25 protein-coding genes are annotated in these 21,896 nt (G+C 71.4%); 16 read left to right on the top strand and 9 right to left on the bottom strand.

Annotated features, from left to right (window positions below):
* The first annotated feature begins 13 nt into the window (after window positions 1–13).
* Both ACIBI9_RS30680 and ACIBI9_RS30675 read left to right on the top strand, forming a co-directional pair.
* Window positions 14–1,414, top strand: coding sequence for a sensor histidine kinase (locus tag ACIBI9_RS30680; RefSeq protein WP_397226840.1), 1,401 nt, complete (start codon window positions 14–16; stop codon window positions 1,412–1,414).
* The gene (locus ACIBI9_RS30675; RefSeq protein WP_397226838.1) at window positions 1,411–2,055 is read left to right on the top strand and encodes a response regulator; all 645 of its coding nucleotides are present in this window, start codon (window positions 1,411–1,413) and stop codon (window positions 2,053–2,055) included. Before ACIBI9_RS30680 ends, ACIBI9_RS30675 begins: the two co-directional genes overlap by 4 nt.
* A gap of 243 nt (window positions 2,056–2,298) precedes the next feature.
* Here ACIBI9_RS30675 and ACIBI9_RS30670 read toward each other — a convergent pair whose 3' ends face one another.
* Both ACIBI9_RS30670 and ACIBI9_RS30665 read right to left on the bottom strand, forming a co-directional pair.
* Entirely contained in the window at window positions 2,299–3,162 is an 864-nt protein-coding gene (locus ACIBI9_RS30670) for a DUF2268 domain-containing protein (protein ID WP_397226836.1), read from the bottom strand.
* Between the two features lie 39 nt (window positions 3,163–3,201).
* Window positions 3,202–3,978, bottom strand: a complete 777-nt coding sequence (locus ACIBI9_RS30665) for a hypothetical protein (protein WP_397226834.1) — start codon at window positions 3,976–3,978, stop codon at window positions 3,202–3,204.
* Window positions 3,979–4,033: 55 nt separating this feature from the next.
* On the opposite strand from ACIBI9_RS30665, the gene ACIBI9_RS30660 reads away from it, so the two are divergent.
* The 4 genes from ACIBI9_RS30660 to ACIBI9_RS30645 all read left to right on the top strand — a co-directional run bounded on the left by ACIBI9_RS30660 (window position 4,034) and on the right by ACIBI9_RS30645 (window position 7,830).
* Entirely contained in the window at window positions 4,034–5,035 is a 1,002-nt protein-coding gene (locus tag ACIBI9_RS30660) for an AAA family ATPase (protein ID WP_397226832.1), read from the top strand.
* Window positions 5,036–5,042: 7 nt separating this feature from the next.
* Entirely contained in the window at window positions 5,043–5,975 is a 933-nt protein-coding gene (locus tag ACIBI9_RS30655; RefSeq protein ID WP_192783344.1) for a DUF58 domain-containing protein, read from the top strand.
* A 64-nt stretch (window positions 5,976–6,039) separates the two neighbouring features.
* A complete protein-coding gene (locus tag ACIBI9_RS30650) occupies window positions 6,040–6,987 on the top strand; it encodes a VWA domain-containing protein (RefSeq protein WP_397226830.1) in 948 nt (315 codons plus the stop codon).
* 78 nt (window positions 6,988–7,065) lie between these two features.
* On the top strand, window positions 7,066–7,830 hold the full coding sequence (locus ACIBI9_RS30645; protein WP_397226828.1) for a sulfite exporter TauE/SafE family protein: 765 nt from the start codon (window positions 7,066–7,068) through the stop codon (window positions 7,828–7,830).
* Window positions 7,831–7,846: 16 nt separating this feature from the next.
* Here ACIBI9_RS30645 and ACIBI9_RS30640 read toward each other — a convergent pair whose 3' ends face one another.
* Entirely contained in the window at window positions 7,847–8,683 is an 837-nt protein-coding gene (locus ACIBI9_RS30640) for an SDR family oxidoreductase (protein WP_397226826.1), read from the bottom strand.
* A gap of 78 nt (window positions 8,684–8,761) precedes the next feature.
* Here ACIBI9_RS30640 and ACIBI9_RS30635 point away from each other — a divergent pair, with 78 nt between their 5' ends.
* From ACIBI9_RS30635 to ACIBI9_RS30615, 5 genes are read left to right on the top strand one after another with little or no spacing between them, the layout of a single operon-like run.
* Window positions 8,762–9,133 carry a winged helix-turn-helix transcriptional regulator gene (locus ACIBI9_RS30635; protein WP_397226824.1) on the top strand — a complete coding sequence of 124 codons (372 nt, stop codon included), beginning with the start codon at window positions 8,762–8,764 and terminating at the stop codon, window positions 9,131–9,133.
* Window positions 9,134–9,173: 40 nt separating this feature from the next.
* The gene (locus ACIBI9_RS30630; RefSeq protein WP_397226822.1) at window positions 9,174–10,145 is read left to right on the top strand and encodes a helix-turn-helix transcriptional regulator; all 972 of its coding nucleotides are present in this window, start codon (window positions 9,174–9,176) and stop codon (window positions 10,143–10,145) included.
* Between the two features lie 48 nt (window positions 10,146–10,193).
* Window positions 10,194–10,817 carry a LysE family translocator gene (locus ACIBI9_RS30625; protein ID WP_397226820.1) on the top strand — a complete coding sequence of 208 codons (624 nt, stop codon included), beginning with the start codon at window positions 10,194–10,196 and terminating at the stop codon, window positions 10,815–10,817.
* Entirely contained in the window at window positions 10,814–11,548 is a 735-nt protein-coding gene (locus ACIBI9_RS30620; protein WP_397226818.1) for an alpha/beta fold hydrolase, read from the top strand. The genes ACIBI9_RS30625 and ACIBI9_RS30620 overlap by 4 nt, the downstream gene beginning before the upstream one ends.
* Window positions 11,549–11,551: 3 nt before the next feature.
* A complete protein-coding gene (locus ACIBI9_RS30615; protein ID WP_185074419.1) occupies window positions 11,552–11,764 on the top strand; it encodes a hypothetical protein in 213 nt (70 codons plus the stop codon).
* Here the strand turns inward: ACIBI9_RS30615 and ACIBI9_RS30610 are convergent.
* Window positions 11,761–12,183, bottom strand: a complete 423-nt coding sequence (locus ACIBI9_RS30610) for an SRPBCC domain-containing protein (protein ID WP_397226816.1) — start codon at window positions 12,181–12,183, stop codon at window positions 11,761–11,763. The genes ACIBI9_RS30615 and ACIBI9_RS30610 overlap by 4 nt on opposite strands.
* Window positions 12,180–12,482 (bottom strand): ArsR/SmtB family transcription factor, encoded by a 303-nt coding sequence (locus ACIBI9_RS30605; RefSeq protein ID WP_397227311.1) that lies wholly within the window; start codon window positions 12,480–12,482, stop codon window positions 12,180–12,182. The genes ACIBI9_RS30610 and ACIBI9_RS30605 overlap by 4 nt, the downstream gene beginning before the upstream one ends.
* A gap of 98 nt (window positions 12,483–12,580) precedes the next feature.
* Between ACIBI9_RS30605 and ACIBI9_RS30600 the strand changes: the two genes are divergently transcribed.
* Window positions 12,581–12,922, top strand: a complete 342-nt coding sequence (locus ACIBI9_RS30600) for a VOC family protein (RefSeq protein ID WP_397226814.1) — start codon at window positions 12,581–12,583, stop codon at window positions 12,920–12,922.
* Window positions 12,923–12,932: 10 nt separating this feature from the next.
* Here ACIBI9_RS30600 and ACIBI9_RS30595 read toward each other — a convergent pair whose 3' ends face one another.
* Window positions 12,933–13,811: a hypothetical protein gene (locus tag ACIBI9_RS30595; RefSeq protein ID WP_397226812.1), complete on the bottom strand. Its 879-nt coding sequence runs from the start codon at window positions 13,809–13,811 to the stop codon at window positions 12,933–12,935.
* A 33-nt stretch (window positions 13,812–13,844) separates the two neighbouring features.
* On the opposite strand from ACIBI9_RS30595, the gene ACIBI9_RS30590 reads away from it, so the two are divergent.
* Together ACIBI9_RS30590 and ACIBI9_RS30585 are read left to right on the top strand one after the other, a co-directional pair.
* Window positions 13,845–14,414 carry a CGNR zinc finger domain-containing protein gene (locus ACIBI9_RS30590; RefSeq protein WP_397226810.1) on the top strand — a complete coding sequence of 190 codons (570 nt, stop codon included), beginning with the start codon at window positions 13,845–13,847 and terminating at the stop codon, window positions 14,412–14,414.
* 45 nt (window positions 14,415–14,459) lie between these two features.
* Complete coding sequence (locus tag ACIBI9_RS30585) at window positions 14,460–14,930, top strand: pyridoxamine 5'-phosphate oxidase family protein (protein WP_397226808.1); 471 nt, start codon at window positions 14,460–14,462, stop codon at window positions 14,928–14,930.
* 51 nt (window positions 14,931–14,981) lie between these two features.
* Here ACIBI9_RS30585 and ACIBI9_RS30580 read toward each other — a convergent pair whose 3' ends face one another.
* From ACIBI9_RS30580 to ACIBI9_RS30570, 3 genes are all read right to left on the bottom strand, one after another.
* A complete protein-coding gene (locus ACIBI9_RS30580) occupies window positions 14,982–15,743 on the bottom strand; it encodes an SDR family NAD(P)-dependent oxidoreductase (protein ID WP_397226806.1) in 762 nt (253 codons plus the stop codon).
* 159 nt (window positions 15,744–15,902) lie between these two features.
* Window positions 15,903–17,540: a Dyp-type peroxidase gene (locus ACIBI9_RS30575; RefSeq protein ID WP_397226804.1), complete on the bottom strand. Its 1,638-nt coding sequence runs from the start codon at window positions 17,538–17,540 to the stop codon at window positions 15,903–15,905.
* Window positions 17,541–17,552: 12 nt separating this feature from the next.
* Window positions 17,553–18,956: a hypothetical protein gene (locus tag ACIBI9_RS30570; protein WP_397226802.1), complete on the bottom strand. Its 1,404-nt coding sequence runs from the start codon at window positions 18,954–18,956 to the stop codon at window positions 17,553–17,555.
* Window positions 18,957–19,155: 199 nt separating this feature from the next.
* Here ACIBI9_RS30570 and ACIBI9_RS30565 point away from each other — a divergent pair, with 199 nt between their 5' ends.
* Window positions 19,156–20,559 (top strand): basic amino acid/polyamine antiporter, encoded by a 1,404-nt coding sequence (locus ACIBI9_RS30565; protein ID WP_397226800.1) that lies wholly within the window; start codon window positions 19,156–19,158, stop codon window positions 20,557–20,559.
* Between the two features lie 12 nt (window positions 20,560–20,571).
* Window positions 20,572–21,819 carry an arginine deiminase gene (locus ACIBI9_RS30560; protein WP_397226798.1) on the top strand — a complete coding sequence of 416 codons (1,248 nt, stop codon included), beginning with the start codon at window positions 20,572–20,574 and terminating at the stop codon, window positions 21,817–21,819.
* Window positions 21,820–21,896: the final 77 nt, after the last annotated feature.

Genomic DNA, 21,896 nt, shown 5'->3' with positions numbered 1-21,896 from the left:
TACAATCGCGGATGTGAGAAGGAACCTGCCCCGCCGATGGGCGTGCCTCATCCTGGGCGGCGCGCTGCTGATGCCGTACATGATGGCCGGCGTCCTGATCGCGGCCCAGTGGCAGGGCCAGAACGCCAACCTGCTGCTGCCCATCCAGATCGGCGTGTTCGTGGCGGTGCTGCCGGTGGTGGCCGTTACCGGCCTGTTCCTGCCGATCCGGGCGCTGGAGGTGAACGCGGCGCAGGGGCTGCTCGGGGCGCACGTCGAGACGCCGCCCAGGCAGGCGGGCCGCACCTGGCAGGAGCGGCGCCGGACCGCCGCCTGGTTCACCCTGCACCTGGCGATCGGCGGGCTGGTCAGCGGTTCCACGCTGGCCATCGTGCCGTTCACGCTGGTCACGCTCGCGCTGCCGTTCGCCGGGCGGGCGACCCCGATCATCGGCGTCATGGTGGAGCCGGGATGGCCCGCGGTGTTGTGGCTGCTGGGCGGGCTGGCGCTGCTGGGGGCGCTGGTGGCGACCGCGGCGGGCGCGGGCGAGCTGCTGGCCAGGCTGGCTCCCGTCCTGCTCGGCCCCACCCCGGCCGAACGCCTGGCCGCCGCCGAAGAGCATGCCCGTACGCTCGCCGAACGCAACCGGCTGGCCCGCGAGCTGCACGACTCGGTCGGGCACGCGCTCAGCGTCGTCACCCTGCAGGCCGCCGCCGCGGGGCGGGTCCTCGACCGCGACCCGGAGACCGCCAGGAAGGCCCTGGCCGCCATCGAGCAGTCGGCCCGCACCGCCCTGGAGGATCTCGACCACGTCCTGGGCGTGCTCCGCGAAGACGGCCGAGCTGAGGACGGCCGAGCTGGGGACGGCCGAGCTGAGGACCGGGTCGATGGCTCTTGGAGTGGTATCGATCGCCCCGGCGTCTCTCTCGATGGTCGCCAGGGTGATGGTGATCGTGCCGGTGTCGTGCCGTCCGGCCGGATCTCGGGGGTGGCGCCCCGTCGGTCCCGTTCCGAAGGGACGTCTGGTGGGAGGGGCTTCGATCCGGGTGGGCGGGTCAGGGCGCCGCAGGCCACGCTGGCCGACCTCGACGAGCTCGTCGCCGCCTCGGGCGCTCAGGTGCGGCAGGAGGTGGGCGACCTGTCCGCCGTGCCCGCCGTGGTCTCCCGGGAGGCGTACCGGATCCTCCAGGAGGCGCTCACCAACGCCATCAAGCACGGCCACGGTCCTGTGCGCCTGGCCGCCGCCGTACAGGACGACGACCTGAGGCTAGAGGTCACGAACCCGGGACGGGGGGACGGCGGCGGCGGTCCTGGAGGCAGGGGCGTGACGGGGATGCGCGAGCGTGTCCGGCTGCTGCGCGGCGAACTGGACGCGGGGCCCACGGAGGCCGGATGGAAGGTCACGGTACGGCTGCCGCTACGGTCGAGCCCATGACGCTCAGAGTGGTGATCGCCGACGACGAGGACCTCATCCGCGCCGGACTGCGGATCATCATCGAGGCCGAGCCGGACCTGACCGTGGTCGGCGAGGCCGCGGACGGTGCCGCCGTCCTGCCCCTGGTCCGCCGTGAGCGGCCCGACGTCGTCCTCATGGACGTACGCATGCCCGCGCTCGACGGCATCCAGGCCACCGAGCGCCTGCTGGCTCTGGACGCGCCGCCGAAGGTGCTGGTGGTGACCACGTTCGAGAACGACGACTACGTCTACGATGCGCTGCGGGCCGGGGCCAGCGGGTTCCTGCTCAAGCGCACCAGGCCGGACGATCTGATCAAGGCGGTCAAGCTGGTCGCGGCGGGGGAGTCGTTGCTGTTCCCGGCCGCGATCCGGGCGCTGGCCGGGCGGCGGCCCCATGGGCCGGGGCTGGTGGCCGGGATCGACCGGCTGACCGGCCGTGAGGGTGATGTGCTGCGTCTGATGACCAAGGGGCTGTCCAACAACGAGATCGCGGCCGAGCTGGTGGTCAGCCAGGAGACGGTCAAGACGCATGTGGGGAACGTGCTGGCCAAGCTGGGTGCTCGGGATCGGACCCAGGCCGTGATCGCCGCCTACGAGTCGGGCTTCGTCTCACCGCGCTGAGATGGCGTCACCCGAAGGGCCCCGAGCCCCGGCCGGTGGGTTGATGGCTCTCCCGCCGTGCGGGGCTGGGGCTCTTTGGGGTGAGGGGGTGTGGGGTGGGTTGATGGCTCTCCCGCCGTGCGGGGCTGGGGCTCTTTGGGATGAAGGGGGTGTGGGTGGGTTGGGGGCTCTCCCGCCGTTCGGGACCTGGGTCCTTCGGGGTGACGGGGAGGGGAGTGGTTTCCCGCCAGCGGGCAAGGCGGGTCAGGGGTGGATGGCGGCGCGGCGTAGGAGCTCGGATGCGGGCAGCAGGGTCGCCTCCGTGGCCGTGAGGCCGGTGGCGGTCAGGACTTGGTCGACCAGGTGCAGGCCCACCGCGTACCCCGCCATGTCGGGGAGGCCGCGCGGTTCCTGCCCGAAGGCACGCGCCACGCTGTCCCCCAGCACGTACGCCGGCGTGTTCTGCATCCCGGCCAGCGAGAAGTCAGCCATGATCCGCTCGTACGCCCGCTCGAACGCCTCCCCCCTCACCATGGACGACCACGGCCCCATGGCCTCGGCCCCCGACAGCTCCCGTACGAACGCCTCGGCCAGCCCCTCGGCCACCACGTGCTCGCCCACGGTCACCGTCATCGGGTTCCACTCGACGTTGGTGTAGCGGACGTTGTGGTGGAACTCGTGCACCGCCAGGTGCCCGATCCGGCCGATCACCTCGTCCGACGGCCAGGCCAGCAGGTAGAGCCACTCGGGCGAGCCGCCCATACCGTAGTAACCGCCGCTCAACTTCATCAGGTGCTCGTTGTCCGGATTCCCCATCACGAACATGACCTGCACCGACTCCCGCTGCTTGGCGTCGCGCAGCCGGTCGGAGGCGCGCTCCAGCTCCCGCCGCACCTGCCCGAGCACGTCGGCGTCGATCATGCGCTGCACGGCGGGCAGGTAGCGCGGGTCGTCGGCGTCGACGCGGAAGCCGCCGGCCTGGTGGTGGAGGTCGACGATGTCGCCGGGCATCGGAATGGCCGAGCGCATCGGCGCCAGGACGTCCCGCAGGGCGTCGGGCCGCCCTTCGAGCGGCTCGCGCAGCAGGGCGGCCATCGCCGTGAGGGTGTCGTGAACGATGAATTCCATGCCGGGGAAGCTAAAGCCTCCTGTTACGTCAGGCTCAAGCTAATTGAAGAGCGGGGACTCGTCGCCCATCTCGTCGCCGGGTGTCTGCCCGGGCGTGACCTGCCCGCTCTCCGACGGGGAGGGCGAGGGCGACGGCGAGGGCCGCGGTTCGGGGGTGGCCGGCGTCGGCGGCGGCGTCGGCACGAACACCGTCGGCGGCAGTTGCCGGGGCTGCGGCTCGCTGTCGCGCCGGCCCAGCAACAGCAGCAGCAGGATCGCCGTCACCAGCAACAGCAGCAGCACCAGCGCCAGCGCGGCCATCAGGACCCGCTTGCGGGTCTCGGTGAGCGGCCTGCGCTGCCGCGTCGGCCCGGGCAGCGCCGGCGCGCGGTCGGTCAGCCAGTACGGCACGAAGTCGGGCCCGTGCGCCTCGCCGATGAACGTCCCGCCCACCATGACGGGATCGAGGAAGCGCTCGGCCCCGGGCCGGCCGGGCACGTACGGGACCGCCACCCAGGGCGCGTGCCCGCCGTCGAAGGCGAGCACGTCGGGCGTGTCGTCCAGTACCGCGCCCCGCGACCGCCCGGAACGGCCGAGCCAGCCGCGCAATCCGGACCGTTCGCCCCTGGCCTCCCTGACCGCGGTCACGAACCGGTCGCGGGCGGCGGCGTCGAGCGCGGCCCCTCGGGTGAGCACGGCGACGGACACCGCGCGCCCGTCGGGTCCCTGGCCGAGGTACACGAAGCCGGCCGGGGCAGTGTGGAGGCGGGCCTGGACCACGTAAGGCCCCAGCCGGGGTGGATCGCCGTACTGCAGGGGACTTGCCACGTTTGCCATGAAAGCACAGACGTGGCGTCGTGCACGTTTGCGGCGCGTTTGGTGGAATGGCGTCATGAGCGTCGCCGAAGAGTTGCCAGGCGGAAACGACGCGGCACTGCTGCGTCAAAGTCTCGACGAGGTCCGGCGTGTCATCGTCGGCCAGGACCACATGGTCGAAAGGCTCATCGTGGCCCTGCTGGCCCGCGGGCACTGCCTGCTCGAAGGAGTCCCAGGCGTCGCCAAGACCCTCGCCGCCTCCACCCTGGCCACTGTCGTGGGCGGCACGTTCGCCCGGATCCAGTTCACCCCCGACCTCGTGCCGAGCGACATCATCGGCACCCGCGTCTTCCACCCCTCCAACGAGAAGTTCGATGTCGAGCTCGGCCCCGTGTTCGTGAACTTCCTGCTGGCCGACGAGATCAACCGCGCCCCCGCCAAGGTCCAGTCCGCGCTGCTGGAGGTGATGGCCGAGCGGCAGGTCACCCTCGCCGGCGTCACCCACCCGCTGCCCAAACCGTTCATCGTGCTCGCCACCCAGAACCCGATCGAGTCCGAGGGCGTCTATCCGCTGCCGGAGGTGCAGCGCGACCGGTTCCTGTTCCGGGTAAGGGTGCCGCACCCCAGCGCGCACGAGGAGCTGGAGATCCTCCACCGGATGAGCGTCAGGCCGCCGGTCCCCGAGCGGGTGCTCGACCCCGACAAGCTGCTGGCCCTGCAGGAGGCGGCCGAGCAGGTCTCGGTGCACCAGCTCGTCGCCGACTACGTGGTGCGGCTGGTCATGTCCACCCGCAGCCCCGCCGATTACGGCCTGCCCGACCTCATCGACACCATCGAGATCGGCGTCAGCCCCCGGGCCACGCTGGGCCTGGTCTCGGCCGGGCGGGCCCTCGCCCTGCTGCGCGGCCGCGACTACCTGCTGCCCGACGACGTACGCGACGTGGCGGTGGACGTCATGTCGCACCGGCTCATGCTCACGTTCGACGCCCTGGCCGACGGCGTCGACCCGGAGCAGGTCGTCAAGCAGATCCTGCAAGCCGTGCCCCCGCCCCTCGTCGTCTGGAACCAGAACCGGTGAGCGGCCTGTGAACACGGCCGAACAGGCGCTCAGACGGCTGGAGCTGACGGTCACCCGGCGGCTGGACGGGCTGCTGCACGGCGCCCACCAGGGGCTGCTGCCGGGGCCGGGCAGCGAGGCCGGCGACAGCCGCGTGTACGTGCCCGGCGAGGACGACGTGCGCCGCATGGACTGGGCGGTCACCGCGCGTACGACCGTCCCGCACGTACGCGACCTGATCGCCGACCGCGAACTGGAGACCTGGGCGCTGGCCGACCTGTCGCCCAGCATGGACTTCGGCACCGCCGACACCGACAAACGCGACCTGGTGGTGGCGGCGGTCGGCGCGATCGGGTTCCTGTCGAGCAGGATGGGCGACAGGTTCGGCGCGCTGGTGCTGCACGATGAGTACGTGCACCGCATGCCCGCGCGCACCGGCCGCCCGGCCCTGTACGGGCTGCTGCACTCGCTCATGGACGCCCCGCGCGGCCGGATCGTGCCCGACGCGCCCGATCTGGCCGAGGGCATCGAGGTGCTGTCGGCCAGCCGCAGGCGGCGCGGCGTGCGGCTGATCGTCTCCGACTTCCTCGACGCCCGCCCCAGCCTCGACCCCGACGCCGAACGCCCCTGGGAGCGCCCCATCAGGCGGCTGGCCGCCCGTCATCAGGTGCTGGCGGTGGAGGTGATCGACCCGCGCGAGCTGGAGTTGCCCGACGTGGGCCGAGTCGCGTTCACCGACCCCGAGAGCGGGAAAGTACGCGAAGTGCATCTTTCACCCAAGGTTCGGCAAGCGTACGCGGAGGCGGCCGCCCTGCAGCGCGAGGGCACCCGCGTGGCGCTGCGCCGCGCCGGCATCGCCCACCTCGTGCTGCGTACCGACCGCGACTGGGTGTTCGACATCGCGCAGTTCGTCCTCCGCCAGCGCCGCATGAGCCACCTCGCCCACAGGAGACCTACGTGACCGAGCGAAGCGAGGGAACAATTAGACGCAGCACTTTGGTCGCAAGGCCGACGAAGGAGGCCTTGTGACTTTTCTGGCCCCCGGCTGGCTTTGGCTGTTCCTGCTGGTGGGGCTGCTGGTGGCCGGGTACATCGCCTCGATGTTCGCCCGGCGCCGCTACACCGTGCGCTTCACGAACCTGGCCCTGCTCGACCTCGTCGCCCCCGCCGGCCCCGGCTGGCGCCGCCACGTCGCCCCCGCGCTGTTCCTCCTCATGATGGCGCTCCTGGTCGTCGGCGCCGCCAAACCCGCCGACCAGGTACGCGTGCCGCGCGACCGCGCCACCATCATGATCGCGCTGGACGTGTCGCTGTCCATGGACGCCGACGACGTCCAGCCCAACCGGATCAACGCGGCCAAGGCCGCGGCGCAGGCGTTCGTCAGGGAGCTGCCGGACCGCTTCAACGTCGGTGTGGTGTCCTTCGCCCGCTCCGCCAACGTCGTCATCTCGCCCACCACCGACCACCAGGCCGTGGTCACCGCCGTCGGCACCCTCACCACCCGCCCGGGCACCGCGATCGGCGAGGCCGTCTTCAACGCGCTCGACTCGCTGCGCTCGTTCGACCAGCAGGCCGCCACCGACCCGCCGCCGGCCGCGATCGTGCTGCTGTCCGACGGCGACAACACCTCGGGCAGGTCGGTGAACGAGGCCATCGACGCCGCCCAGCAGGCCCGCGTGCCGGTCTCCACGATCGCGTACGGCACCCAGGAGGGCACCGTCAACATCGACGGCCGGCCGGTGAACGTGCCGGTCAACAAGCAGACCCTGCAGTCGTTGTCCGACGGGACCAGCGGGCGGGCCTACAGCGCCGAGTCCGGCAGCGAGCTGCGCGAGGTCTACGAGCAGATCGGCACCTCGCTCGGCTACAAGCTGGTCAACCAGGAGATCACCCAGTGGTTCATCGTGGCCGCGATCCTGGCGGGGCTGCTGGTGGCGGGTGCGGCGGTGCTGTTCGGCTCCCGGATCCCCTGACGTCACCCCTGCCCCAAGGCCGGTCACTGTACGACTTGTACACTCTTGGGGTTTCTTGGGGGAAATCGGGGGAGTGGCGTGCCGCTGGAGCAGGTCCTGGTGTTGCTGGTCGCGGCGGCAGGGGCGGGATGGGTCGACGCCGTCGTGGGCGGGGGCGGGCTGGTGCAGCTCCCCGCGATCTTGATGACGGGGCTGCCCACGGTCGAGGCGATGGCCACCAACAAGCTGTCGTCGGTCTTCGGCACCACCTCCGCGGCCGTCGCGTACGCCCGCTCCACCAAGATCGACCGGCAGGTGGCCCTCCCCGGCGCGGGGCTGGCCGTGCTGAGCGCCGGGCTCGGGGCGTCGGCGGCGGCGGCGATCTCGGCCGAGGTGCTGCGGCCCGTCGTCATGGTGGTGCTGCTCGGGGTGGCCGCGTTCGTGACGCTGAGGCCCACGCTCGGTGCCGTGCCGGTGCCGCATCTGCGGACCAACGGCCGGGTGCTGGCCGCGGTGGCGGTGGCCGGGGTGGGGATCGCCTTCTACGACGGCATCATGGGGCCGGGCACGGGGACGTTCCTCATCATCGCCTTCACCACCATCCTCGGGCTGGACTTCGTCTCGGCCTCCGCGTCCGCCAAGATCATCAACGTGGGGACGAACCTCGGGGCGCTGGTGGTCTTCGGGGTCCAGGGGCACCTGAACTGGGGGCTCGGGCTCGGGATGGCCGTGTGCAACGTGGCCGGCGCCCAGCTCGGCGCGCGGATGGCGCTCAAGCGGGGCACCGGCTTCGTGCGGATCGTGCTGCTGTGCGTGGTGGTGGCCCTGGTGGCCAGGCTGGCGTGGCAGCAGTTCGCCGCCTGACGGCGCGCCGCGGGGGCTAGGCGAGGAGGGAGCGGACGTACTCGCCGATCGGCTGGGTGGGGCGGCCGATGAGGTCGCGCAGCGTGCCGGGGGTGTGGGAGAGCCAGCCGCGGGCGATGTTGACGTCCACGTCCGCCATCATCTCCGCGAACGGCGCCGGCAGGCCGGCACCGGCCAGCACGCCCGCGTACTCGTCCTTCGGCAGGTCCTGGTAGACGATCTCCTTGCCGGTGACCGCGGCGATCTCGGCGGCCAGGTCGGCCCGGGTCCAGGTCGTGTCGCCGGACAGCTCGTACACCTTGCCGTCGTGGCCCTCGCCCGTCAGCACGGCGGCCGCGGCGGCGGCGTAGTCGGCGCGGGAGGCGGAGGCCACCCGGCCGTCGCCGGCGGCGCCGTGCACGGCGCCGAGCTGCGGGGCGGCCGTGATCGACGGCGCGTAGACCTCGTTGTACCAGTTGTTGCGCAGGATCGTGTACGTCACTCCGGACGCCTTGATGTACTCCTCGGTCGCCCGGTGGTCGGCGGCCAGGAGGGCCTCGGTGGTGTCGGCGCCGGGCGCGCTGGTGTAGACGAGCGTGGCCCCGGCCTCCTTGGTGGCGTCCACGACGGTGGAGTGCTGCTGCAGGCGGTTGGGGTCCAGGCCGGAGATGAGCAGCACCTTGGTGGCGCCCCGCAGCGCGCTCCGGACGGTCTCGGGCCGGTCATAGTCGGCCTGGCGCACCTCGACGCCGAGGTCGGCGCCCTTCTCCGGGGTGCGGGCAGCGGCGACGATCTGCTCGGCGGGGACGCGATTCTTGAGCTCCTCGATCACCAGCCGGCCCAGCTGTCCGGTGGCTCCGGTCACCACGATCATGATTACTCCCATTCAGTACCCGCGATTTGGTTAGTACTTTCTATCAGAAAGTACCTGCGAACGCGTACGCTGGTTTCCATGGAGGAGTTCGAAGAGCTGGTGGCCGATGTCTTCTCGCGCCGGTGCACCTCGCGCTCGGTGCTGGAGACGATCACCGGCCGCTGGGCGATCCTGGCGCTGGTGGCCCTGTACGAGGGGACCTACCGCTTCAACGCGCTGCGCCGCCGGGTCGACGGGGTGAGCGAGAAGATGTTGTCCCAGACCCTCCACGCGCTCGAACGCGACGGCATGGTGCTGCGCGTGGCCGAGCCCTCGATCCCGCCCAAGGTCGAGTACAGCCTCACCGAGCTGGGCCGGGAGGCCGCCGAGCGCCTCATCCCCCTGCTGGAGTGGGTGGAGGAGAGCATGCCCCAGGTGGTGACCTCCCGGGAGGAGTACGCCGCCCGCTGAACGGCCGCTTTCCCGCAGGCCGCTTTCCTACAATGGGGCCATGCGTGCCAGCCGCCTGCTCTCGCTGCTCCTGCTCCTGCAGTCGCGCGGCCGCATGACCGCGCCGGAGCTGGCCGAGGAGCTGGAGGTGTCGGTCCGCACGGTCTACCGCGACGTGGAGGCGCTGTCGGCGGCCGGCGTGCCGGTCTACGCCGACCGAGGGCCCGCGGGCGGCTACCAGCTGCTCGACGGCTACCGCACCAGGCTCAACGGGCTGACCGCCGAGGAGGCCTCCTCGCTGTTCCTGGCGGGGCTGCCCGGCCCGGCGGCCGAGCTGGGGCTGGCCGAGGTGGCCGCCACCGCCGAGCTGAAGCTGCTGGCCGCGCTGCCGCCCGAGCCGCGCTCGCACGCCTCACGGATGCGCGAGCGGTTCCTGCTCGACGTGCCGAGCTGGTATCGCTCGGCCGACGACGTGCCGCATCTGAGCGAGGTGGCCGACGCGGTGTGGGACCAGCGGCCGCTGCACATGACCTACCGGCGCTGGGGGCAGCAGGAGGTCGACCGGGTGATCCATCCGTACGGGCTGGTGCTCAAGGGCGGCTCCTGGTACATGGTGGCCGCGCCGCCGGGCGGCAGCCCCCGCACCTACCGGGTGGCGCGGATCCTGACCGTGGAGACGCTGCCCGGCCGCTTCCCCTCGCCCGAGGGGTTCGAGCTGGGCGAGTTCTGGCAGGGCTACGCCAAGGAGTTCCGCGAGCGGATGTACACCGCCGAGGCCGTCATCAGGCTGGCCCCCGGCCGGGGTGATCTGCTGGCGTACACGATGGGCGCCGACGTGGTGGGCGCGGCGCTGGCCGCGGCCGGCGAGCCCGATCCGGAGGGCTGGCTGACGCTGACGGTGCCGATCGAGTCGATCACGCACGCGCGCTGGCTGCTGCTGCGGATGGGGGCGGACGTCGAGGTGCTGGGGCCGCCGGAGCTGCGGGCGCTGATGTGCGAGGCGGTCGCCGAGCTGCGCAAGCTGTACGAGTAGGGCGATAATCAGGCGACTTCCCGGCGCGGTTCTGGGAACATGCCGCGCATGTATCTTCTCGCTTTCGTTGGCGCGTGCGTCCTGGTGGCCATGGCGCCCGGGGTCAGCACGGCCATCATCCTGCGCCAGACGCTGCGCGCGGGCCGCGGCTCCGGCATGGCCGCCACGCTGGGCAACGAGACCGGCATCCTGCTGTGGGGGCTGGCGGCCGCCTTCGGCCTGTCGGCGCTGCTGGTGGCCTCGCAGCTCGCCTATGACGTGATGCGCGTGGTCGGCGCCGTGGTGCTGGTCGTGATGGGCGCGCAGGCGCTGTGGCAGGCCCGCAAGGGTGCCCCGGCGGCCGGCGCGGAGGCCGAGGGGGCGGTGGTGCCGGGCCTGCGCGGGCCGTACCTGGCGGGTCTCGGGACGTGCCTGGCCAACCCGAAGGCGGCGGTGTTCGCGATGTCGTTCCTGCCGCAGTTCGTCGCGCCGGGGCAGAATGTGCCGGTCACGCTCGCGACGCTGGCCGTCGTGTGGGTGCTGGTCGACCTGGCCTGGTACGGGCTGCTGATCTGGACGGTGGCCAAGGCCAAGGCGGTGCTGGGGCGGCCCGCGGTGCGCCGGCGGCTGGAGCAGATCTCCGGCGTGGTGCTGATCGGGCTGGGCGTGCGGCTGGCGGTGGAGTCGCGATGACGATCTGGCACGCGGAGCGGGGCGCGGGCGAGCCCGTTGTGCTGCTGCATTCGACGGCGGCCGACTCGGGCATGTGGGACGCGCAGGTGGAGGCCCTGTCCGAGCGCTTCCGGGTGATCACGGTGGACTTCCGGGGGTACGGGCGCAGCCCCTACCGATCGGACGGCCCTTACAGCGACGCCGACGACGTGGCGCGGCTGCTGGCCGCGCTGGAGGTGAGCCGGGCGGCGCTGGTCGGCTCGTCGGGCGGGGGCCGGGTCGCGCTGGAGCTGGCGGCGGCCGGGCTGGCCGGCCGGCTGGTGCTGCTCAATCCCATCTCCGACCTGCCGCCCACGCCGGACCTGCGGGCGTACTGGGACGAGGAGGGGCGCCTGCTGGAGGCGGGCGACGTCCAGGGGGCGGCGGAGCTGAACGCGCGCACCCTGCTCGGGCCCGAGGCGTCGCGGGAGGCGTTCGGGCGCGTGGTGGAGATGCAGCGGCACGCGTTCGAGGTGCAGTTGGCCGCAGATCCGGAGCCGTCGCAGGTCGAGAAGGAGTTCAAGGCCGCGCAGATCGACGTGCCGGCGCTGGTCGTGGCCGGCGCGCACGACCTGCCGTACTTCCAGGACAGCGCCCGCCACCTGGCCGGCGAGCTGCCCCGGGCGCGGCTGGTCGAGCTGGAGTGGGCCGGGCACCTGCCCGCCCTCGAACGTCCCGAGGAGATCAACCGGCTGCTCCTGGACTACCTTTAGGGCATGACGAACGACCTGGCGACCCTCCTTCGGCAGGCGCAGGACGACGACCCGCTGCTGGCACTGCACGCCACGACCGCCCTGCGCCGCGAGATCGAGCGTCTGGAGGCGGTCCAGGTGCGGCGGGCCAGGGTGGCGGGGCTGGCCTGGGCGCAGATCGCCGACGCGATCGGGGTGAGCAAGCAGGCCGTGCACAAGAAGTACGGCCGCCGCTAGCCCGTCCACCTGTCGGCGAACCAGCGCAGCGCGATGTTCCAGGAGTAGCCGCGCCGGATGCGCCCGGCAACGTCCGGGGGCAGGGTGTCCAGGCCGCGGTGCTCCAGCAGCACCTCCGTGCCGCCCTCGACCGGGCTGAAGGCCACCTCGATCTCCATCCGGCCGCTCTCGTTGAGCAGGTCGGCCCAGACGAGGCGGCGCGGCGGCTCCCAGGCGAGGACCCTGCCGGTGTCGACGTGGCCGCCGTCGGACCACAGCTCGCGCAGGAAGCCGTCCTCGAAGCGGATGCCGACCGCGCGGGCCGGGTCGACCCAGCTGTGGCGGCCGCGTACGTACCAGCTGTCGATCTCGTCGGTGAAGATCCGGAACGCGGTCGCCGGGTCGACGGGGACGGTGACGCTGGCCTGGACGGAATTCACCGGCCGCGCTCCACGTGGTCCTTGAACGAGCCGAGCTGCTCGGTCCAGAACGCCTGCACCTGGTCCAGCCAGGCCTGCAGCGCCGCGAACGGCTCCTGGCGCAGCGTGTAGAGGCGCAGGCGGGCGTCGGCGCCGCCCGCCTCGGCCTGTACGAGCCCGCCCGCCCGCAGCACGCGCAGGTGCCTGCTGAGGGCGGGGGCGCTCATCTGGACGGCCTGCGCCAGCTCGCCGGCCGGTCGCGGTCCTTCGCGCAGCAGGTCGATGACCTTGCGCCGGGTGGGATCGGCGAGCGCGGCCAGCGTGGCGTCGAGTTCGTTAACGTTGCTGTTAATTATTGCCTGCTTCCGTTAGGCTGTTAATCCTTAACGCTAGCGGTAATTATTGCGGAGGTGCGTACATGAGTGTCGAGCTGGGTTACTACACGCTGTCCGTCGCGGACCTGGAGCGGGCGGCCGCCTTCTACGGGGCGCTGTTCGGCTGGGAGTTCAGGCGCGAGCACGAGACGTACCTGCACGTCACGAACACGGCCGTGCCGATGGGGTTCGTCGCGCGCGGGCCCTCCTCGCAGCCGAACCTCTACTACCACGTCGCCGACATCGACGCGGCCGTCAAGCGGGTGCGGGAGCTGGGCGGCGACACCGGCGAGATGTACGACAGCAAGTCGGGGCGCGGCTGCACGTGCACCGACGACCAGGGCACGGAGATCAGCCTCTGGCAGCCCGCCCCCGGGTTCGACTAGGCCGTGTTCTCTACTCCGGGGCCTTGACGGTGGCGATGCCGAGGGTGCTGGTCATCGGCAGCAGCCCGGCCTCGAAGACCGCGCCCAGGAACGGTGTGGCCAGCCGGGCCAGCCGCTCGGCGCGCTCCTCCCCGAGCAGCCGCCACGGCTGCGCGGCCAGCTGGTCGGTCATCCGCTCGACCTGGTCGCGCAGCGCACGTCCCCGCTCGGTGTCCTGCCCGTCGGGGCCGACCAGCCCGCGGGCGGCCAGCCGCTCCCGGGCGGCGTCCCACTCCTGCTCGCTCCAGCCGCGCCCGGCGAAGTTCGCGACAGGGGCGGCGCCGATCGCGGCGAACGACACCAGCGCCTCGCAACCGTCCAGCTCCGCGGCCTGCAGCGCCGCCAGGTGGCCGTCACCGCGGTGCTCGCGCAGCACGGTGGCGGCCTGCCAGAGCACCAGGTGCGGCTCGTCGGGCCAGGGCAGGTCCAGGTTGGCCGCGGCGAACGGCCGCCCGGCCACGCTCACGCTCTCGGCGGCCCGCCTGGCCAGCTCCGCGGCCTCCGCCGCCTCGCCCGCCGTCACCTTGTCGCCCAGCAGATCGCGGTACGTGCGGTCGACGGCGGTCATCCGGGCTTCAAGCACCTGCTCGGGCGAGGCGACCTCCCACGCGGCGGGCACATGCTCGGCGATCGTCCGCGGGCTGAAGCTGTAGTACGCGGCGGTGGCCAGCCGGCTGCCGGCCCGGCCGAGCGGGGCCGTGCGGTAGGCGAAATAGCTCGGCCAGCGCGACTCCACGTCGTAGCCGAGCGCCGCCGCCTCCTCGAACGCTTGAGGCGAGAAGTACAGCACCGCGTGGATCGGCTCGAGCTGGTGCCACATGCGGCGGGCAAGTCCGGACGATGCGCTCATCACAATCCCTCACTGTCTAGATAAGCTATGCCAGTGACGATAGAGGCTTGGCGCATCACTGGTCAATCGCAAATAGACAGTTATGTCGGGAGGTGGGCGGAGCTGGCCGTCCTGCTGGTGAACGAGCTGGCCGTCACCCAGGCCCGCGGCCGTCCCGTGGACCCGCCCGCCGACCGCCGGGCCGCGCTGGAGGCGGCGTTCGGCCGGCAGGGCCGGCCCCCCAGCCGCGCGCTGACCGGCGCGGACGCCGACCGGCTCGCGGACGTGGCCGCCGAGCTCCATCCGGCCTTCACCGGCGACGTCGCCACGCTCAACGCCGCCCTGGTGCGCCACGCGGCCGTGCCCAACCTGCACGGCGACCCGCCCGTCCTGGCCTTCCACCGTCCCGATGCGGACCTGGTGGACGCCTGGGCCGCCGACGCCGGCACGGCCCTGGCCATGGTGATCGGCGTCGGCCAGGGCCGGCGGCTGCGGACCTGCGAGGCGGGCGGGTGCGAGCTGGTCTTCTTCGACGTCACCAGGAACGCCTCGCGCAGGTTCTGCGGCCTGTCCTGCCAGAACCGTGCCAAGGCCAGCGCCTACCGCGCCCGCCGCCGCGCCTGACCACGGGACCTGATTCTGTCGGTGGCGACGGGCATGATGGCCGCCATGGCTTCATGGCAGGAGTTCGAGCACCAGGCGCCGGAGCTGGGCGGGGTGGCGCGGCGGCTGATGGAGGCGTACCGGCACAAGGTGCTGGCCACGTTGCGCCAGGACGGCTCGCCCCGGGTCAGCGGCGTCGAGACCAGCTTCCGGGACGGCGAGCTGTGGACGGGGTCGATGCCGAGGGCAGTCAAGGCGTCCGACCTGCGCCGCGACCCGCGGATGGCGATCCACGTCACCTCCCGCGCCCCCGAGGGGGACGATCCGTCGTCGTGGGAGGGCGACCTGAAGCTGGCCGGGCGGGCCGTGGAGATCACCGATCGGGAGGTGCTGGCCTCGTTCGGGCTGCCGAGCGAGGAGTCGCACCTGTTCCGGATCGAGCTGACGGAGGTGGTGTGGACGCGGGTGGAGGGCGACGAGATCGTCATGGACGCCTGGCGCGAAGGGGTGGGGCTGCGCCAGATCCGCCGCAAGTAGCCCTCCGGGTCGGCTGCACCGGATCCGCCGCCACTAGCCTTCCGGGTCCGGCTAGTGGACGGAGAAGCCGCCGTCCACGAAGAGCATCTGCCCGGTGACGAACGCGGAGGTGTCCCCGGCCAGGAAGACGGCCGCGCCCGCGAAGTCCGCGGGCACGCCGTTGCGGCCGACCATGTGGCGGGCGGCGAGCGCTTCGACGCGGCCCGGGATGGCCTGGGCGGGTTCGGTCAGCGGGGTCAGCACGAAACCCGGGATGATCGTGTTGACGCACACCCCGCGGGCCGACCACGCCTCCGCCTGGGAGCGGGTCAGGCCGGCGATGGCGGCCTTGGCCGTGCCGTACGCGCCGCTGTCGCCGAAGGCGCTGATGGACTGCTGGGAGCCGAGGTTGATGATGCGGCCCCAGCCGCGGGCGGCCATCCTCGGGCCGAAGTGCTGGCCGAGGAGATAGGGGGCGGTGAGGTTGACGGCGATGGTGCGCTCGTAGTCCTCGACGGTGAGGTCGGCCATGGGTTTGCGGATGTTGTTGCCGGCGTCGTTGACGAGGATGTCGACGTCGCCCGCCGTGGCGCACACGCGCCGGACGTCATCGCGGTCGGCGAGGTCGGCGCCGATCCAGGAGGCGGTGACGCCGTGCTCGCGCAGGCGGGTGACGGCCTTGTCGAGCTCGCTCTCCCTGCGGGCGACCAGCACGACCTCGGCCCCGGCGCGGCCGATCGCCTCGGCGATGGCATACCCGATGCCGGAACTGCCGCCGGTCACCAGGGCGCGCCGGCCGTCGAGGGAGAACAGTTCCCGCAGATAGTCAGACATGATCGGACAAGCTAGCACCCCGGGGCAGGCGGCCCATCGCCCGAGGGGCACTGCGGCCGTCGAGGAGGCCTGGGCAGCTGCTGAGCGTGGGCTCGGCACGTTCACCTCGAACGCGGTCCGCTCCTTGCCCAGCATGCACACCGTTTGCCGGCCGCGGTGTCAAGGGGCGCCGGCGTCGGGTGCGCCCAGGACCTCGCGCAGTGCGGTGATGGACGGGGTGAAGAAGTAACCGCCGCCGGTGGGGATGACGAAGTCGCGTACTGCGGCCAGAGTGGTTCCGCCCGCGGTGGGGACGGCACATTGGCGGAGCCGGTGCTGACCGGGCTGCCCGTTCTGGCCGACGAGCATGTCGTGGTCCCCGGGGCTGCGAGGGTTGGCGTAGTCGCCCATCCACTGACGGTTGAGAAACTCGAACTGGTCGACGATTGACGTTTGGTAGGACAAGAACAACAGCCCGCGGTCGGCGTCCGGATCTTGGTCGTAGACCGGCCCGTAGGGGAGCCCGCGGCGCAGGATCCGGCGGGTGAAGGAGGCCATACGGCCGCCCACGTCGCTGGCGGCAGTACGGGGATTGACCTTGCGGATGTGCGCGAACTGCGGGCAGATCAGGCCGATCGGGTCGGCGTCGGCGTCCGGGTGGTCGCGGTCGGTGGTCTCGCCGTTGGTGAGGACAAGCGCACGGGCGTCGGAACCGAACTCGAAGTAGTCGTTGCGCAGCCGGTCCACGCCGAGTTCAGGGATGTCCTTGCCGGGGGTGCGTGCGACCGGCGCGCCGCTGGGCCAGCGGCCGACGACATCGGCGCCGATCTTCTGGGCGGTGATCTCCCAGGGAAGCAGACGGCGTGCGGATTCCTCCAGGAACGCGCGGAACGCGGGCACGTCCTGCCGCAACCGGCGGAAAGCGAGGTAGGAGCCGTTGCGGCTCCAGTGGGGGCCGGGCAGCCGCTCGTCGCCGCGCAACAGCGGGTCGCTGCCCTGGCCGGGGTAGCCGAACACGAACTCGCCCGGCCACACCAGGTGCTGGCCGGGCAGTCCGTACAGCCAGCACTCAGGCCGCTGGCCCGCTATGTCGGCCACGTACCGGGGAGTGAGGAAGTCCGCGTTCTGCCCGTATCGGCCGCGGACACCGGGCTGGGACACTCCGTCCTGGAAGCCGAAATGCTCCGAGCCGATGGCGTCGAGCTTGTGCCCCAGCTCCTCGTAGACCACGCCGAACCCGTGGCGGGCCAGCTCCGGCCGCAGCTCGCCGAGGTAGTCGCCCAGATCACCTTCGTCATCGGCGCCGATGACCAGCAGGATGTCCGGGTCGCGCACCTTCCACGTGCTGTGGTGGCCCTCGGCGGTGGGGTCGGCCGGATCGCCCAGGGACGTCGATCGCGCGGTCATACCCAGTTGGAACGCGGGGTCGGTGAACGCGGCGATGCTGTCGCTCTGACCATCGGGCAGCAGTGCCTGCAACGCGGGCCGGCTGAACGCGACGCTGAGCCACACATCGCGGACATCGCCCAGAACGTCACTGAGTGCCAGGGCGGCGCCCACGGTCGGGCCGCGCAGGGCGGACAGTTTCGCCTCAGCACGCTGGTGTTCGAGTGCCCGTACGTGCTCCCTGGTCCTCATCACCGTGGACAGGGCGGTGACCTCCGAGGCGATCGCGTGACACCACCGCCTCATCAGGGGGATCCGGTCACGGTCGAGGCCCAGCGCGAGCACCGCCATGTGGGGTTTGAGGAATCCGGGGACGATGTTGCCCTGGATCTCGTCACCATCCAGCAGGGGCTCCTCGTCCAGAGTGGTCATGGTGGTCCTCTCCTAGGCTCGGCGTCGCAGACGCGGCGCGGTGTCGGCGTCCAGGCGGGCTTCGGGCGCGGCGTTCTGAGCGCCGGGATAGTCGAAGGCCGGACGCGTCCCGTCCGGGCACGCGGCGTCGCGGCTCACCAACCGCAGGAATTTCGGGTTCTCCTGTCCTTGGCAGCAGCGGCCGACGCAACCCACGAGCGTGTTGCGAAATGATCCGGGTCCGGCGGCCACGCCCGTCAGCGCGACGGTGATGCGTTCGGCGATTTGAGCGCCGTACTGAATCGGAACGCCGGCGATCCGCAGGTCGCTGACGGTGAGCGGTTCGCCGTAGGCAGGCTGTTCGGAGGGCGGGACCTCGAACACCGCCCGTGCGATCAAGTGCTCGGTCAGCGAGCCCCGTTCGACCCGGAAGTACTCAGGCGTGATCGGCTTGCCGTGCGGTGTACCGTCGGGCCGGGTGATCCCCGCCAGGTCGATGTGGTTGATGTAGAGCCCGACCGGGTTGCGCAGGGTGATCCAGCAGCCCATCCGGGCCAGGGAATTGACGCCGGCCCCGATCGTCGGATCGCTGTTGCGCATCGGCCCGCCGTAGCGTGAGCAGCACACGAGCGCATCGGGGTCGTCGACCGGCCGGCCACCCCGCTGACGCAGGACGGTGGCGTCAGCGCCGAGGGCGATCTCGGCGACCAGCGTGTTGTCCGGCTGGCACAGATGCATCACTCCGTGGGTGGTGTTCCATTTGTTCCACGGGTTGTACGCACCGGCCGGGATCACCACGCGCTTGGTGGCCTCGTCGATCAGATCCTCCTGCGCCTGCAGGTCCTTCAGCTGGACGTTCTTGTCCACGTAGGTGCGATACAGCTCCAGCATCAGCGCGCGGTCACCCCGGAAGGGGTACGTGGCCGTTGAATCCGCACTCGCCCCTGGCAGGGTGTCACCGTGCAGGGCCTGCCAGTACTCCGGGGGTTCGGACGTGAAAACGATCTTGGTGATCTTGTTCGAGCCGTTCCTGATCGGCCGCCATTCGCAGTACTCGTCCTGCGGGCGATAGAACACGCCCTCCCAGACCTTGCCCTCGAAGTAGCCGCCCGCGCCGTCGGTCCGCCTGGTCAGCGGGAACATCTTGTCCGCCGACTCCACCGCCTCGGCATATCCGAACCGGCGTACCAGCGTGTTCGGCAATGCGTTCCACACGATCGACTGGAGCATCTCCGGCCCGGGCACACTCGTGGTCAGCCAGTTGTAGTACTGGCACTTGTCGCCTTGGTGCAGGTTGTGGGCTTCCTGATAGCCGATGCACTCGTCGAACCAGCCGGAGACCGCATCGCTCCACTGTTGCAACTGCCCCTCAATGTGCTTGAAGTCGGGCAGCCTGCCCGGCGGATCGTACCGCCGCGCACCGGGGCCCTCGGACATCGGCAACCGCCCCCTTCCTGTCAGCGGCGCACCACGCATCTATATCCGTAAGTATGCGACTAATAACCCTAAGTAATCATCAATGGGGAGGGATTGACCATCTGCCGACAATCCGCTCGGCGGATGCCGGCACATCGTTCGGCAAAGGATCGCGCGGGGACGGTTCCGGGCGGCTCCCACGCGGAATGACCGTGCGGCCATGACAACCACCGACGCGCCCGCGACCAGGCGGCTCCCGCTGACGATGCTGACGGCCATGGTCGTCGGCTCGATGGTCGGCGCCGGGGTCTTCTCGTTGCCGCGCAACTTCGGGCAGGCCACGGGCGTGGCCGGGGCGGTGGTCGCGTGGGCTGTGGCCGGCACGGGGATGCTCATGCTGGCGTTCGTGTTCCAGACCCTGGCGGTGCGCAAGCCGGACCTCAACGCCGGCGTGTACGCCTACGCCAAGGCCGGGTTCGGGGAGTTCCCGGGCTTCTTCTCCGCCTTCGGCTACTGGGCGAGCGCGTGTGTGGGCAACGCGTCGTACTGGGTGTTGATCAAGTCCACGCTGGGCGCGGTCGTGCCGGCGTTCGGCGAGGGCGGCACGCTGCCCGCGGTGGCCGTGTCGGTGGTGGGCGTGTGGGCCTTCCACCTGCTGATCCTGGGCGGCGTCAAGGAGGCGGCGGCGATCAACCGGGTCGTCACGGTTGCCAAGCTCGTGCCGCTGCTGCTGTTCGTGGTGATCGTGGCCGTCGCCCTGCGCGGAGAGGTGTTCGCGGCCGGCCTCTGGGGTGACGGGCCGCTGTTCGACCAGGTCAGGGCCACGATGCTGGTGACGGTCTTCGTCTTTCTCGGCGTGGAGGGCGCCAGCGTCTACTCCCGGTACGCGCGCCGGCGCCAGGACGTGGGCCGGGCCACGGTGCTCGGCTTCCTCGGCGTGCTGGCACTGTTCGCGTCGGTCACCCTGCTCTCGTACGGGGTCCTGCCCCGGCGGGAGCTGGCCGAGTTGCGCCAGCCGTCGATGGCGGGGGTGCTGGAGGCGGCGGTGGGACGCTGGGGAGCGGCGCTGATCGCGGTCGGTCTCGTGGTGTCGGTCCTGGGCGCGTACCTGGCCTGGACCCTGATGGCGGCCGAGGTGCTGTACGTGGCCGCCAAGGACGAGGACATGCCGGCCTTCCTCAAGCGGGAGAACGCCCAGGGCGCGCCGTCGGCCGCGCTGACGGCGACGGCCTTGCTGGTCACGGCGGTGCTGCTGACGACGCTGTTCTCGCAGGACGCCTTCACCTTCACGCTCAAGCTGTGCAGCTCGCTGTCGCTGGTGCCGTACCTGCTGGCCGCGGGCTACGCGCTGATGCTGGCCGTGCGTGAAGGGGGCGGGCGCCGGGACGTCGTCGTGGCGGCGCTGGCGACGCTCTACACCGCCTTCCTGATCTTCGCGGCGGGCCTGAACCTGCTGCTGCTGTCGTTCATCATCTACGCGCTGGGCACGGTGCTGTTCGTCATCACGCGGCGCGAGCGCGGCAGGCGCGTGTTCTCCCGGTCCGAGCTGGTCCTGTTCGTCGTCGCCGTGGTCGCGGGCGTGCTGGGCGTGGCCGGCCTGGTGACCGGCCGCATCACCATCTGAAGGGGGACGGGCATGTTCGGTGTGCACTCGGAGGTCGGCCGGCTGCGGAAGGTCATCGTGCACCGGCCCGAGCTGAGCCTGCGGCGGCTCACCCCCGGCAACCGCGAGCAACTGCTCTTCGACGACATCCTCTGGGTCGAGCACGCCCAGCGGGAGCACGACGTGTTCGTGACCCTCCTGCGTGAGCGCGGCGTGGAGGTCTTCTACCACCAGGAGCTGCTGGCGCAGGCGCTGGACACCGGGCTCGAGGCCAGGCAGCACGCCGTGGAGGCGGCCGTCACCCATCTGACCGTCGGCCCGGCCCTGGTGGAGGGGGTGCGTGAGACGCTGGCCGGCTGGAGTGGCGAGAAGCTGGCCGCGCACCTCGTCGGCGGGCTGACCAAGCAGGAGTACGGCGTCGCCGGGATGGAGTCGCGCTCGCTGGTGGCCGCCTCGGCGCGGGCCGGCCAGTTCGTGCTGCCGCCGCTGCCCAACTCCCTCTACCAGCGCGATCCGGCGGCCTGGCTGTACGGCGGGGTGTCGCTCAACCCGATGTTCTTCCACGCCCGGCTGCTGGAGACCATGAACCAGAGCACGATCTACCACTACCACCCGATGTTCGCGGGCGAGGAGTTCGCCTTCTGGTATCCGTACGGGGGCGATGACAGCCGGTTCGACGAGGAGGACTACGGGACCGCCGCGATGGAGGGCGGCGACATGATGCCGATCGGCAACAGGAGCGTGGTGATCGGCCTGAGCGAGCGCACCGGCGCCCGCACGGTGGAGAACGTGGCGCTGTCGCTGTTCGCCGTGGGCGCCGCCGACCGGGTCATCGCCGTGGAGATCCCCCGGCGCCGCTCCTACATGCACCTGGACACCGTCTTCACCTTCCTCGACGCCGACAAGGCCGCGGTCTACCCGCCGTTCCTGGAGACCGCCGCCACCTACTCGCTGCGCCCGGGCGACAAACCCGGGACGCTGGACGTGCGCAGGGACGCGGGGTTCGTGCCGGCCGTGGAGGAGGCGCTGGGGATCGGGCGGCTGGAGCTGATCCCCACCGGCGGGGACGAGTATCAACAGGCCCGCGAGCAGTGGGACTCGGGCAACAACTTCTTCGCCCTGGAGCCCGGGGTCGTGGTGGGGTACCACAAGAACCAGTACACCAACCGGCAGCTGCGCGGGCACGGTGTCGAGGTGATCGAGATCGAGGGGTTCGAGCTGGGCAAGGGGCGCGGCGGCGCGCACTGCATGACCTGCCCCATCCAGCGCGACCCCGTCTGACTCCGCCGATTGGCGGGCGGGGCGGGATGGGGGAAAATGAGGTCGTTCACTGACCGGGAAGAGCCCTCGGGTGCGTC

The sequence above is a fragment of the Nonomuraea sp. NPDC050451 genome, assembly GCF_044458585.1.
Note: the sequence above shows the minus strand (reverse complement) of the source record. Positions and strands in the feature narration are given on the sequence as shown.